Here is a 12,904-nt window from a genome sequence, read left to right as displayed (position 1 = left end):
GTCACATGCTGGCGATCAGCCGCTCCACCCGCTCGTCGTACGCCCGGAACGGGTCCTTGCAGAGCACGGTGCGCTGCGCCTGGTCGTTGAGCTTCAGGTGCACCCAGTCGACGGTGAAGTCCCGCCGCTTCTCCTGGGCGTGCCGAATGAACTCGCCGCGCAGCCGGGCCCGGGTGGTCTGCGGCGGGGTCTCCTTGGCCTCGAAGATCTCCGGGTCGGTGGCCACCCGGTCCACCTCGCCGCGGCGCTCCAGCAGCCCGTAGAGGCCGCGACCGCGGCGCACGTCGTGGTAGGCCAGGTCCATCTGCGCCACCCGCGGGTGGGACAGCGGCAGGTCGTGCTTGCGTTGGTAGCGCTCGATCAGGCGCAGCTTGCTGACCCAGTCGATTTCCCGGGAGACCGGCTCCAGGTCCCCGGTCTCCACCGCGTTCAACACCCGGCCCCACAGCTCGACCACCCGCTTGGCCGCCTGGTCGCCGCCGCGGCGCTCCACGAACTCGGTGGCCTTGGCGAGGTACTCCTGCTGGATGTCCAGCGCGCTGACCTCCTTGCCGGAGGCCAACCGGACCTTGCGCCGGCCGGTGATGTCGTGCGAGACCTCCCGGATCGCCCGGATCGGGTTCTCCAGCGACAGGTCGCGCATCACCACCCCGGCCTCGATCATCCGCAGCACGATGTCGGCCGTGCCGACCTTGAGCAGCGTGGTGACCTCGTTCATGTTGGAGTCGCCGACGATCACGTGCAGCCGCCGGTAGCGCTCGGCGTCGGCGTGCGGCTCGTCCCGGGTGTTGATGATCGGGCGGCTGCGGGTGGTCGCCGAGGAGACGCCCTCCCAGATGTGCTCGGCCCGCTGCGACAGGCAGTAGACCGCGCCGCGCGGGGTCTGCAGGACCTTGCCGGCCCCGCAGATCAACTGTCGGGTGACCAGGAAGGGGATGAGTACGTCGGCGAGCCGGCCGAACTCGCCGTGCCGGGAGACCAGGTAGTTCTCGTGGCAGCCGTACGAGTTGCCGGCCGAGTCGGTGTTGTTCTTGAACAGGTAGATCTCACCCGCGATGCCCTCGTCGTGCAGCCGCTTCTCCGCGTCGACGAGCAGGCCCTCCAGGATCCGCTCGCCGGCCCGGTCGTGGGCGACCAGGTCGGTCACCGAGTCGCACTCCGGTGTGGCGTACTCCGGGTGCGACCCGACGTCCAGGTAGAGCCGGGCCCCGTTACGCAGGAACACGTTGCTCGACCGACCCCAGGACACGACGCGACGGAACAGATACCGCGCGACCTCGTCCGGGGACAGCCGCCGCTGCCCGCGATAGGTGCAGGTGACGCCGTACTCGGTCTCGAGGCCGAAGATTCGCCGCTCCATGGTGTGACATTAGCCGCCCGGAGGGCCCGTTCGTCACTGTCAGACCACAGGTCGCGCGCGAGGGGCGGTCACATACCGGCTGAGTGCGACATTCCGTCCTGCCCGAGGCTCGCCACGAACCGCCGGCAGCTGTCGTACTCCGGCAACAGACCCCGCTCGCGGGCCTGCGCCAGCGTCGGCGCCGCCTCGTCGCGGGCCGACAGCAGCGGGACGTCGGCGGGCCACTCGATGCCCAGTTCCTCGTCCAGCGGGTGTACCGCGTGCTCGCCGGTCGGGTTGTAGGTGGTTGAGCAGAGGTAGCTCAGGGTCGCGTCGTCGGTCAGCGCGCAGAACCCGTGCCCCAGCCCCTCGCTGAGGTAGACCGCCCGGCGGTCGGTGTCGTCCAGCCGGACGCCCTCCCACCGGCCGAAGGTCGGCGAGCCCACCCGCAGGTCCACCACCACGTCGAGCACGGCGCCGCGTACGCAGGTGACGTACTTGGCCTGCCCGGGGGGCACGTCGGCGAAGTGGATGCCGCGCACCACCCCGCGTGCGGAGACCGACAGGTTGGCCTGGGCCAGCCGCAGCGGATGCCCGACGGCCTCGGCGAGCCGGTCGAAGCGGTACCACTCCATGAACATGCCGCGCGGGTCGCCGTGCTGCTGCGGAGTGATCTCCCAGGCGCCCTCGATGCCCAGCTCCCGGATCTTCATCGACCCACCTGCGGGCCGTGCCCCTCGGCGAGAAGACGGAGCAGGTAGTCGCCGTAGCCGCTCTTGGTCAGCGGCTCGGCGAGCGCGCGGAGCTGCGCGTCGTCGATCAGGCCGGCCCGCCAGGCCACCTCCTCGACACAGCCGATCTTCAAGCCCTGGCGCTCCTCGACCACCCGGACGAACTCGCCCGCCTGCATCATCGAGGTGAAGGTGCCCGTGTCCAGCCAGGCCGTGCCCCGGTCCAGCACCGTCACCGACAGCTCCCCGGTCTCCCGGTACGCCTCGTTGACCGCGGTGATCTCCAGCTCGCCACGGGCGCTGGGGGTGAGCTTGCCGGCGATGTCGACCACCCGGTTGTCGTAGAAGTACAGGCCCGGCACCGCGTAGCGGGACTTCGGCCGGGCCGGCTTCTCCTCGATCGAGAGCACCCGGCCGTCGGCGTCGAAGTCGACCACCCCGTACTCCTGGGGGTTGGCCACCGGGTACGCGAAGACCCGGCCGCCGACCAGGTCACGGTGGTCGGCGAGCTGCCGGCCCAGGCCGACGCCGTGGAAGATGTTGTCGCCGAGGATCAGCGCCACCGAATCGTCGCCGATGAAGTCCGCGCCGAGGATGAACGCCTGCGCGATGCCCTCCGGGCGGGCCTGGCTGAGGTATTCCAGCCGCAGCCCGAACTGGCTGCCGTCGCCGAGCAGCCGACGGAACTGGTCCTGGTCCTCCGGAGTGGTGATCACCAGGATCTCCCGCACCCCGGACATCACCAGGGTGGAGAGCGGGTAGTAGATCATCGGCTTGTCGAAGACCGGCATCAGCTGCTTGGACACCGCCCGGGTGATCGGCCAGAGCCGGGATCCGGTGCCACCGGCGAGTAGGATTCCGCGCACCGAGGGAGCCTACCGGCATGGATGCCGAAGGTGCGCGGGGGTCGCGTCCCGCGGTCGCCGCCGCGTTTCGCGTACACTTCCGGACCCGTGAGGATCCTCGTCACCGGCGGAGCCGGATTCATCGGGTCGGAGTACGTTCGCCTGCTGCTGGGCAAGCCCCTGGGCAGCGCCGCGGGCGTGCCTGGGCTCGATCCGGCGGCCGTGACCGTGCTCGACAAGTTGACCTACTCGGGCAACCTGGCCAACCTCGACCCGGTGCGCGACGACCCCCGGCTGCGGTTCGTGCAGGGTGACATCTGCGACCCGGCCCTGGTCGACGAGGTTGTCGCCGGGCACGACGTGATCGTGCACTTCGCCGCCGAATCGCACGTCGACCGCTCCATCGCCGGCGCCGCCCCGTTCGTCACCACCAACGTGCTCGGCACCCAGACGCTGCTGGACGCCGCGCTGCGCCACGGCACCGGGCGGTTCGTGCACGTCTCCACCGACGAGGTCTACGGCTCGATCGACGAAGGTTCCTGGACCGAGACCTGGCCGCTGGCGCCGAACTCGCCGTACTCGGCCTCGAAGGCCGGCTCCGACCTGCTCGCCCTGTCCTACCACCGCACCCACGGCATGGACGTGGTGGTCACCCGCTGCTCCAACAACTACGGGCCGTACCAGTTCCCCGAGAAGGTCATCCCGCTGTTCGTCACCAACCTGCTCGACGGCGGCACCGTCCCGCTCTACGGCGACGGCGGCAACATCCGCGACTGGCTGCACGTGCACGACCACTGCCGGGGCATCGCCCTCGTGCAGCAGAAGGGCCGCGCCGGTGAGGTCTACAACATCGGCGGCGGCACCGAGCTGACCAACAAGGAACTCACCGGCCGGCTGCTGGACGCCTGCGGCGCCGGCTGGGACCGGGTGGTCCCGGTCGCCGACCGCAAGGGCCACGACCGCCGCTACTCGCTCGACATCACCAAGATCAGCGAAGAGCTGGGGTACGCCCCGAGCATCGACCTGGACCGCGGCCTCGCCGACACCGTGCGCTGGTACCGGGACAACCGGGCCTGGTGGGAGCCGCTGAAGTCGGCCCCGGCCGCATGACCCGACTGCTCGTCACCGGCACCGGCGGCATGCTCGGCCGGGACCTGGTCGCCGTCCTCGACGGCCGGCCGGACCTGAAGGTGACCGCCGCCACCCGCGCGGACCTGGACCTCACCGACGCCGCGGCGGTCCGCGCCACGGTGGCCGGGCACGACGTCGTGATCAACGCCGCGGCGTGGACCGACGTCGACGGCGCCGAGGCCGACGAGGCGGCCGCCACCGTGGTCAACGGCGACGGCGTCGCGCACCTGGCGACGGCGTGCGCGGGCACCGGATCCCGGCTGATCCAGGTCTCCACCGACTACGTCTTCGCCGGCGACGCCGACACCCCGTACGCCGAGGACGCGCCCACCGCGCCCGTCAACGCGTACGGCCGGAGCAAGCTCGCCGGAGAGCGGGCCGTCGCCCGGCTGCTGCCCGACGGCGGCTACGTCGTGCGCACCGCCTGGCTGTACGGCGCGCACGGCCCGAACTTCGTCTCCACCATGCTCCGGCTCGCCGAGCAGCGCGAGCACCTCGACGTGGTCGACGACCAGCACGGCCAGCCCACCTGGTCGTACGCCCTCGCCGAGCGGCTGGTCGCCCTCGCCGACGCGGCGGTGGCCGGCAGGGCCGCCCCCGGCGTCTACCACGGCACCTGCACCGGCCAGACCACCTGGTACGGGCTGGCCCGGGCGGCCTTCGCGCTGCGCGGGCTGGACCCGGAGCGGATCAGACCCACCACCAGTGACCGGTTTCGGCGTCCCGCCCCCCGACCGGCGTACAGTGTGCTATCGCACGGCCGTTGGGCCGCTGCGGGCCTGCCGTCGCTTCCGGACTGGCACGCCACCCTGGTTGAAGCCTTCGCCTCCCCCGCTCCGCCCGCCCCGTGGAAGGTCGCATGAAGCTCACCCTGGTCACCGGCCTGACCGGCCTCATACTGCTCGGCACCATCGTCGAGCTTCTGCGCCGGCGGCAGCTGCGCGAGAAGTACGGCATGCTCTGGCTCGGCGTCCTGGTGATCATCATCCCGCTGTCGCTCTTCCCTCGCCTGCTGGACAACGTCGCCGAACTGCTCGGCGTCGCCTCCGGCGTCAGCCTGGTGCTCTTCCTCGGCATCGTCTTCCTGCTGCTGGTGTGCGTGCACCTGAGCTGGGAGGTCAGCGCCCTGGAGGAGGAGACCCGCACCCTGGCCGAAGACTTCGCCCTCCTGCGGGCGGAGATCGACGCGGACCGGGCGGCCCGAGACGAACTGGTGTCCACCGATGATTAACGGCAAGCGGATCCTGATCATCATCCCGGCCCTCAACGAGTCGGGTTCCATCGCCGACGTCGTCGGCGAGGTCCTCGGCGAACTGCCGGCCGTGGACGTCCTCGTGGTCGACGACGGTTCCACCGACCGCACCGCGGCCGTCGCCGCCGCGGCCGGCGCTCGGGTCGCGAAGCTGCCGTACAACCTCGGCGTCGGCGGGGCGATGCGCCTCGGCTACCGGTACGCCCGGGACCACGACTACGACGTGGCCATCCAGGTCGACGCCGACGGCCAGCACGACCCGCGCTACGTGCCGAAGCTCGTCGACATGCTCGACGACAACGACCTGGTGATCGGCGCCCGGTTCGCCGGCGAGGGTGACTACAGCGTCCGTGGCCCGCGCCGCTGGGCGATGGTGATGCTCTCGGCCGTGCTGTCCCGGGTGGCCCGCACCAAGCTCACCGACACGACGTCCGGCTTCCGGGCGGCCAACCGGCGGGTGATCGAGATGTTCGCCGGCTGGTACCCGGCCGAGTACCTCGGCGACACGGTGGAGACGCTGGTGCACACCGCTCGTCGCGGCTACCGGATCCGGCAGGTGCCCGTCGCCATGCGCAAGCGGATGGCCGGCACTCCGAGCCACTCCCCCGCCAAGGCGATGATCTACCTGGGCCGCGCGTTCGCGGTGCTCACGCTGGCGCTCATTCGTCGATGATCTCTCGCCTGCTGCGCCTGATCCCACCCGGCACGATCGCCGTGGGTGCCGGACTGGGTCTCCTCGGCCTCGCCTCCTACGTTCACCTCGCGGTGGCCGGCCACAGCCTCACGGAGGCCGACTACTCCTCCCTGTCGGTGCTCTGGTCGATCGTCTTCACCCTCGGCATCGGCGTCTTCATGCCCGTCGAGCAGGAGGTCGCCCGGCTCGTCGCCGCCCGCCACAGCCAGGGGCTGCCACCGGGGCCGGTGCTGGCCCGCGGCGTCACGGTGGCCGCCGTGGTGCTCGCCGTGCTGGTGCTGGCCGTCACCGCCGGCCGTCAGCCGCTCGCCGACCGGCTCTTCGCCGGCGACAGCGCCATGGTCACCGTGCTGGTCGGCGCGCTCGCCGCGATGGCCGTCGCCTACGCCACCCGCGGCGTCCTCTCCGGCCTGCAACTCTTCCCCTGGTACGGCACCCAGCTCGGCATCGACGGTGGGCTGCGCATCATCATGGTCGCCCTGCTCGGGCTGGCCGGCGTGACCTCCCCCGTCTGGTACGGCGTGGTGCTGGTCGCCGCCCCGCTGGTCAGCGTCGTGCTCACCCTGCCGCCGGTGCTGCGCGCCATCGGTGGCGGTCCGCCGGTCGCCTGGGCCACCCTGCTGCGCGGCCTCGGCCTGCTCACCGTCTCCAGCCTGCTCTCCCAGGTCGTGGTGAACGTCGGGGTGATCAACGTCAAGCTGCTCGCCCCCTCCGACGTCGCCGCCGCCGGCGCGCTGCTCTCCGCCCTGGTGCTGGTGCGCATCCCGCTGTTCGTCTTCGGCTCGTTGCAGGCGTCGTTGCTGCCCGGCCTGGCCACCACCGCCACCACCGGGGACCGGGCCGGCTTCCACAGCCTGCTGCGCCGCGCGCTCGGCATCGTCACCGCGCTCGGCCTCACCGGGGCGATCGCCGCCGTGCTGGTCGGCCCATGGCTGGTCCGCACGCTCTTCGACGCCCCCGACGTCCTCGGCCACGGCGACTTCGCCTGGCTGGCCGCCGCCACCCTCGCCTACCTGTGGGCGATGGTGCTCGGTCAGGCACTGCTCGCTCTCGACCGGCACCGCGGCCAGGCCCTCGCCTGGACCGTCGGCGTCGCCGCCCTGATCGCCGTGACGCTGATCCCGGCACCGGTGACCCTCCGGGTCGAGCTCGCCTACACCGTCGGCTCCGCCGTGGTGGCCGCCACCATGGCCGTCCTGCTGTTCGCTGGCTTCCGTCGCACCCCCACCCCCGCCCGGTCTCTCGACGACGCCGTGGCCCCCGCCGTATCCGGAGGCATCCGATGACCCGCCCACAGGTGACCGCGGTGATGCTCGCCTACGGCGCCGAGCCGTACCTGGTCGACGCCGCCCGCGCCGTGCTGGCCAGCACCGACGTCGACATCGAGCTGATCGTCGTCGACAACGGCTGCACCGGCGGTGGCATCGACGTCGTCAAGGGCCTCCCACAGGTCCGGGTGTTCCGGCCCGACAGCAACACCGGTTACTCCGGTGGCTGCCGGCTCGGCGCCGCCGAGGCCACCGGCGACTGGCTCGCCTTCGTCAACTCCGACGCGATCGTCGCCCCGGACGCCCTCGCCAAGACCGTCGCGGTGGCCGCCGAGCCCGGCGTCGGCGCCGCCATGGCCTCGATCCGGCTGGCCGACACCCCCGAGCTGATCAACACCTCCGGCAACCCGCTGCACTTCACCGGGCTGTCCTGGGCCGGCGGCAACGGGGAACCGGCAACCGCCCATGCTCGCCGCACCACCGTCCCCTCGCTCAGCGGCTGCTGCTTCGTGATCAGCCGTCAGCGCTGGCAGGAACTCGACGGCTTCGCCGCCGAGTACTTCGCCTACCACGAGGACACCGAACTCAGCCTGCGGCTCTGGCAACGCGGCCTACGCCTGGAGTACGTCCCGGACGCCGTCGTCCGGCACCACTACGAGTTCTCCCGCAACGAGCTGAAGCTCTACCTGGTGGAACGCAACCGGCTGGTCACCCTGCTCACCGCCTACCAGACCCGGACGCTGGTGCTGCTCGCCCCGATGCTGCTGCTCACCGAGGCCGCCATGCTCGCCGCCGCGGTCGCGGGCGGCTGGACCAGGCAGAAGGCACGCGGCTGGGCCTGGCTGTGGAGCAATCGGTCCTGGGTCAGCGCCCGCCGCCGACAGCTCCAGGCCGAGCGCACCGTGCCCGACGGCGTGATCGCCGCACTGATGACCGCCCGGGTCGCCCCGTCGAACGTCGACGCGCCCCCCGGAATGGGCCTGTTCAACGCGGTTGCGGCCGGCTACTGGTCCCTGGCCCGGCCGCTGCTGCAGCGCCGCTGACCCGCTACGAGGCCATCCCGGTACAGAAACGCCGGGGACCGGAAGCCCGGTCCCCGGCGCTCGCTTTTCCGGATCAGCGCTCGGTCTGGCCCGGCCGATCCTCCAGGTCCGCCGAGCCCGCCGAGCTGGTCGGCTTGCCCGTCTCCCCGGTCGGCACCGTCGGAGAGCCCGGCCGCTCGCCGGGCGCCTGCTCCGCTTCCCCGTCGAGCAGCCCGGTCAGCGCCGCACCCGTGATCCGCCGGAAGGTACGCCCCACCCGCTGACGGTCCAGCACCGCCACCTCCAGCTGGTTGGCGGCGATCGTCCGGGCGGCGCCGCCCTCCCCGCCGACGGTGCTCAACGCCTGCACCGCCACCTTGACTGCCTCGCCGAGCGACATGTCCGGTCGGTGGTTGGACTTCAGCACGCCGGTGATCGCCTCGGCCTGCCCGCCCATCGCCATCCGCCCCGGCTCGTCGTTCACCGAACCGTCGTAGGTCAGTCGGTACAGCTCGTCGTCGTCCGCGGTGGCCCCGACCTCCGCCACGCAGATCTCCACCTCGAACGGCTTCGACTGCTCGGTGAAGATCGCGCCCAGCGTCTGCGCGAACGCGTTCGCCAACGCCCGACCGGTGACGTCCCGCCGGTCGTAGCTGAGCCCGTTCAGGTCAGCCATCCGCACGCCGGCCCGGCGCAGGTTCTCGAACTCGTTGTACCGCCCGACGGCGGCGAAGCCGATCCGGTCGTAGATCTCACTGACCTTGTGCAGGGCGCTGGACAGGTTCTCCGCGACGAAGAGCACCCCGCCGGCATAGCTGAGGACCACCGCGCTGCGACCCCGGGCGATGCCCTTGCGGGCCAACTCGGAGCGGTCGCGCATGATCTGTTCGGGCGAGGCGTAGAACTGCATGGCCACGGCGGCGGTTCTCCTTACGGCGCTGTGCTGACGACTGCTGACTGGTGGGGGTGGACGAGGGTCAACCGCCCGGGTTCTCCATCCGGCCGGAGACCACGCCCTCGGCGATCGCCGCCGTCTCGGCGTCGGTCAGCCGGCGGGTGCCCTCGGCGGTCGCGGTCATCACCACCGGGTAGATCCGTCGGGTCAGGTCCGGTCCGCCGGTCGCGGTGTCGTCGTCCGCGGCGTCGTAGAGCGCCTCGACCGCCAGCCGGGTCGCGTCGTCGACGGACAGGCCGGCCCGGAAGCGCTTCTTCAAGGCCGACTTGGCGAAGAGCGAGCCGGAGCCAATCGCGTCGTAGCCGGTCTCCTCGTACGGGCCGCCGGTCACGTCGAAGCTGAAGATCCGGCCAGCCCTCGTCGGATCGGCGCAGGCGAGGTCGAAGCCGGCGAAGAGTGGCACGACCGCCAGCCCCTGCATGGCGGCGCCCAGGTTGCCCCGGATCATCGAGGCCAGCCGGTTGGCCTTGCCGTCCAGCGAGAGCATGGCGCCCTCGATCTTCTCGTAGTGCTCCAACTCCACCTGGAACAGTCGCATCAGCTCGATGCCGATGCCCGCGGTGCCCGCGATGCCGACCAGCGAGTACGCGTCGGCGGGGTGCACCTTCTCGATGTCGCGCTGGGCGATCAGGTTGCCCATGGTGGCCCGTCGGTCGCCGGCCATCACCACACCGTCGGCGGCCGCGATGGCCACGATGGTGGTCGCGTGCGGCGCCAGGTCGGCGGCCATGCCCGGCGGCAGCGGCCGTCGACCGGGCAGCATCTCCGGCGCCACCCGGCTCAGAAACGTGGTGAAGGAGGACGTCCCCGCGTTGGTGAACACATCTGGTAGACGCCCGGATGGATCAAAGCCCGCTGCCACGTAGTTCCTCTCAGGTACGTGATCGCCCTGGCCAGCCCCATGGGACTGTCACGGAACTGGCCAAGACCACCGTTGCAGTTGAAGCAGAGTATCCCGCGCACCCATCCGGTGCGATGATCGTGGTCCAGATGTTGCGGGTCCGCGCCGCCGCAGATCGCGCAGACACCGCCCTGCTCGGCCAGAAGCTCGTCGAACTCCTTCTGCCCTACGCCGTAGCGCCGCCGCAGGTGGTATTCGCGGCTGCCGCCGTACAGCCGCTGCCTGCTCTCCTTGCCCCGGGCATTATGGCAGGGTTTGCAGTAGCTGTGCCGGCCACTGGCCTTTGTCGTGGTGGTGGGGAACGCCTCCAGCGGCTTGATGTGCTCACAGTCCGGGCACCACTTGAGACCGTCGGCGACTGGTGTTGGCGACTTCCGCAGCGGGGCTACGCCACGCTTGCGGCGGCTCGCCTCAGACCGGGAAGCGGCGCACGACTTGCAGTAGAAGGCGAAGCCATCTGCCCGCCGACGGTCACGGTGGAATTCCGCGATAGGCAGCAGCCGCTTACACTGCGGGCACACCTTGTCCGATTGCCCAGGCGACCCGGACATAAGGCTCATTGGCCCCCTTTTTGCACGTAACCTCTCACGAATTCCTCGGCGTTCTCCTCAAGGACGGAGTCGATCTCGTCGAGCAGGTCGTCGACGTCCTCGGTGATCTCGGCGTGCCGCTCCGCCACCTCAGGGTTGGCCTCGGTGGTGACGTCCTCGATCTCCTCGCCCTGCCGGGACTTGCCGGACTGCGACTGACCGCCGCTGTCACGAGTGGCCATTGCTGCCTCCTCTAGATCGCCTGGCATGAAATCTACCCCGCCGAGGCGACAGGAAGCCCCCTCGTCAGCCGTGTTCGGATCGCGCTGTCGCCGACGGCGATCAGTGCGCGCACAGCCACAGCAACGTGCCGGCCGTCAGCCGCGGTGCGCCGGCCCGTCGGCCGAGACCGGCACCGGTTCCGCCACCGGCGCACGTTCCGGCTCGCGCTGGCGCGGGCTGCTCCGCCGGGCCGCCGGTGGGCGGCCCCGAACGGCGGAGGCGGGGCGTCCAGTCCTTGAACCGCAGTGCGGGCTTCTCCACCAGGTGCCAGGACAGGAACGCCAGCACGACGGTGAAGACCATGACCACCCATGCCACAGGGCGATCCGCAGCGGGCGTACTGCCGCTCACCGGCCGGTCAACGTCTCCAGGAGGTCCTTGGCGCTGGCGCAGCGGTCGAACAACGCCCCGACGTGCGCGCGGGTGCCCCGTTCCGGCTCCATCATCGGCACCCGGACCAGCGACTCCCGGCCCACGTCGAAGATCACCGAATCCCAACTCGCGGCGACCACCTCGGAGGCGTACTGCGCCAGGCAACGGCCGCGGAAGTAGGCCCGGGTGTCCTCGGGCGGCTCCGTCATCGCGGTGCGCGTCTCCTCGTCGGTGAGCAGCGTCTTCATCGCGCCCCGGGAGACCAGCCGGTGGTAGAGGCCCTTCTCCGGCCGGACGTCGGAGTATTGCAGGTCGACGAGCTGGAGCTTGTGCGCGCCCCAGCCGAGCTTCTCCCGCTCCCGGTAGCCCTCCAGCAGCCGCAGCTTCGCCACCCAGTCCAACTCGTCGGCGCAGAGCATCGGATCGCGGCCCAGCCGGTCCAGCACGCTCTCCCAACGGTCGAGCACGTCGGTGGTCTGCTCGTCCACGTCCGAGCCGTAGCGGTCGTCGACAAAGGACCGGACGCGCTCCAGGTAGGCCCACTGCACGTCCAGCGCGGTCAGCCGGCGGCCGTCGCGCAGCCGCATCCGGTGGGACAGGGACGGGTCGTGGCTGACCGCACGCAGCTCACTGACCGGGTCGGCGATGCCGAGGTCCGGACCGAGCGCCTTTTCCTCGATCATGGTGAGGATCAGCGCGGTGGTGCCGACCTTGAGGTAGGTGGAGATCTCCGAGAGGTTGGCATCGCCGATGATGACGTGCAGCCGGCGGTACTTGTCGGCGTCGGCGTGCGGCTCGTCCCGGGTGTTGATGATGGGGCGCTTGAGGGTGGTCTCCAGACCCACCTCGACCTCGAAGAAGTCGGCCCGCTGGGAAATCTGGAAGCCGCTCTGGCCGCCGTCCTGGCCGATGCCGACGCGGCCGGCGCCGGTGACGATCTGCCGGGTGACGAAGAAGGGCGTCAGGTACGCCACGATGTCGGCGAACGGGGTCTGCCGGCGCATCAGGTAGTTCTCGTGCGCGCCGTAGCTGGCGCCCTTGTTGTCGGTGTTGTTCTTGTAGAGGTGGATCGGCTGGCTGCCGGGGATGGTGGCGGCCCGGCGGGACGCCTCGGCCATCACCCGCTCGCCGGCCTTGTCCCAGCGCACCACGTCGCGCGGGTTGGTCACCTCGGGCGTGGAGTATTCCGGGTGGGCGTGGTCGACGTAGAGGCGGGCGCCGTTGGTGAGTATCACGTTGGCCAGGCCGAGGTCCTCGTCGGCGAGGGCCTCGGCGGGGTCGTAGGCGGCCCCGGAGTAGGTGAAGCCGCGCGCGTCGCGCAGCGGCGACTCCTCCTCGTAGTCCCAGCGGGCCCGTCCGCCCCGGTTGAGCTCGGGGCGGGCTCCGTATGCGTTGACCACCTGGGACGAGGTGACCATCGGGTTGGCTCCGGCCTGGCCGGGCACGGAGATGCCGTACTCGATCTCGGTGCCCATGATTCGCCGTACGCTCATGCCGCGTCCCCGCTTCAGCTGGCTGACGTCCCGGTCCCACGCTCGTTACCGGCGGGCCAGCGCTCCCACTCGCTCGGACTACCTCGACG

15 protein-coding genes are annotated in these 12,904 nt (G+C 71.0%); 6 read left to right on the top strand and 9 right to left on the bottom strand.

The genetic code is table 11. The annotated features are described in order from the left end of the window. Window position 1 precedes the first annotated feature (1 nt). The 3 genes from pafA to rfbA form a co-directional block, all read right to left on the bottom strand. Complete coding sequence (gene pafA / locus BUS84_RS06850) at window positions 2-1,360, bottom strand: Pup--protein ligase (protein WP_074309747.1); 1,359 nt, start codon at window positions 1,358-1,360, stop codon at window positions 2-4. A gap of 68 nt (window positions 1,361-1,428) precedes the next feature. Further along, complete coding sequence (gene rfbC, locus BUS84_RS06845; protein ID WP_074309745.1) at window positions 1,429-2,052, bottom strand: dTDP-4-dehydrorhamnose 3,5-epimerase; 624 nt, start codon at window positions 2,050-2,052, stop codon at window positions 1,429-1,431. Further along, the gene (rfbA, locus tag BUS84_RS06840) at window positions 2,049-2,936 is read right to left on the bottom strand and encodes a glucose-1-phosphate thymidylyltransferase RfbA (protein WP_074309743.1); all 888 of its coding nucleotides are present in this window, start codon (window positions 2,934-2,936) and stop codon (window positions 2,049-2,051) included. The genes rfbC and rfbA overlap by 4 nt, the downstream gene beginning before the upstream one ends. 87 nt (window positions 2,937-3,023) lie before the next feature. On the opposite strand from rfbA, the gene rfbB reads away from it, so the two are divergent. From rfbB to BUS84_RS06810, 6 genes are read left to right on the top strand one after another with little or no spacing between them, the layout of a single operon-like run. Next, complete coding sequence (gene rfbB, locus BUS84_RS06835; RefSeq protein WP_074309741.1) at window positions 3,024-4,025, top strand: dTDP-glucose 4,6-dehydratase; 1,002 nt, start codon at window positions 3,024-3,026, stop codon at window positions 4,023-4,025. Then, the gene (gene rfbD, locus BUS84_RS06830; protein WP_074312234.1) at window positions 4,022-4,909 is read left to right on the top strand and encodes a dTDP-4-dehydrorhamnose reductase; all 888 of its coding nucleotides are present in this window, start codon (window positions 4,022-4,024) and stop codon (window positions 4,907-4,909) included. The genes rfbB and rfbD overlap by 4 nt, the downstream gene beginning before the upstream one ends. Further along, window positions 4,906-5,277 carry a DUF2304 domain-containing protein gene (locus tag BUS84_RS06825; protein ID WP_074309739.1) on the top strand — a complete coding sequence of 124 codons (372 nt, stop codon included), beginning with the start codon at window positions 4,906-4,908 and terminating at the stop codon, window positions 5,275-5,277. The genes rfbD and BUS84_RS06825 overlap by 4 nt, the downstream gene beginning before the upstream one ends. Then, window positions 5,270-5,971 carry a glycosyltransferase family 2 protein gene (locus BUS84_RS06820; protein ID WP_074309736.1) on the top strand — a complete coding sequence of 234 codons (702 nt, stop codon included), beginning with the start codon at window positions 5,270-5,272 and terminating at the stop codon, window positions 5,969-5,971. The genes BUS84_RS06825 and BUS84_RS06820 overlap by 8 nt, the downstream gene beginning before the upstream one ends. Beyond that, window positions 5,968-7,278, top strand: coding sequence for a lipopolysaccharide biosynthesis protein (locus tag BUS84_RS06815; protein WP_074309733.1), 1,311 nt, complete (start codon window positions 5,968-5,970; stop codon window positions 7,276-7,278). Before BUS84_RS06820 ends, BUS84_RS06815 begins: the two co-directional genes overlap by 4 nt. Beyond that, window positions 7,275-8,303, top strand: coding sequence for a glycosyltransferase family 2 protein (locus tag BUS84_RS06810; RefSeq protein WP_074309731.1), 1,029 nt, complete (start codon window positions 7,275-7,277; stop codon window positions 8,301-8,303). The genes BUS84_RS06815 and BUS84_RS06810 overlap by 4 nt, the downstream gene beginning before the upstream one ends. Window positions 8,304-8,376: 73 nt before the next feature. Here BUS84_RS06810 and prcA read toward each other — a convergent pair whose 3' ends face one another. From prcA to dop, 6 genes are all read right to left on the bottom strand, one after another. Continuing rightward, window positions 8,377-9,198, bottom strand: coding sequence for a proteasome subunit alpha (gene prcA / locus BUS84_RS06805; RefSeq protein ID WP_074309728.1), 822 nt, complete (start codon window positions 9,196-9,198; stop codon window positions 8,377-8,379). Between the two features lie 61 nt (window positions 9,199-9,259). Then, a complete protein-coding gene (gene prcB / locus BUS84_RS06800) occupies window positions 9,260-10,099 on the bottom strand; it encodes a proteasome subunit beta (protein WP_208869536.1) in 840 nt (279 codons plus the stop codon). Beyond that, on the bottom strand, window positions 10,018-10,698 hold the full coding sequence (locus tag BUS84_RS06795) for an endonuclease VII domain-containing protein (protein ID WP_244298408.1): 681 nt from the start codon (window positions 10,696-10,698) through the stop codon (window positions 10,018-10,020). The genes prcB and BUS84_RS06795 overlap by 82 nt, the downstream gene beginning before the upstream one ends. Next, window positions 10,695-10,910 carry a ubiquitin-like protein Pup gene (locus BUS84_RS06790; protein ID WP_067366797.1) on the bottom strand — a complete coding sequence of 72 codons (216 nt, stop codon included), beginning with the start codon at window positions 10,908-10,910 and terminating at the stop codon, window positions 10,695-10,697. The genes BUS84_RS06795 and BUS84_RS06790 overlap by 4 nt, the downstream gene beginning before the upstream one ends. Window positions 10,911-11,010: 100 nt before the next feature. Continuing rightward, the gene (locus BUS84_RS06785) at window positions 11,011-11,268 is read right to left on the bottom strand and encodes a hypothetical protein (RefSeq protein ID WP_074309723.1); all 258 of its coding nucleotides are present in this window, start codon (window positions 11,266-11,268) and stop codon (window positions 11,011-11,013) included. Between the two features lie 29 nt (window positions 11,269-11,297). Further along, window positions 11,298-12,815, bottom strand: a complete 1,518-nt coding sequence (gene dop, locus BUS84_RS06780) for a depupylase/deamidase Dop (protein ID WP_074309721.1) — start codon at window positions 12,813-12,815, stop codon at window positions 11,298-11,300. Window positions 12,816-12,904 lie beyond the last annotated feature (89 nt).

Source organism: Micromonospora cremea, assembly GCF_900143515.1.
Taxonomy (GTDB): Bacteria; Actinomycetota; Actinomycetes; order Mycobacteriales; family Micromonosporaceae; genus Micromonospora; species Micromonospora cremea.
The sequence above is the reverse complement of the archived record's forward strand: the minus strand, read 5'-3'. Positions and strand labels throughout refer to the sequence as shown.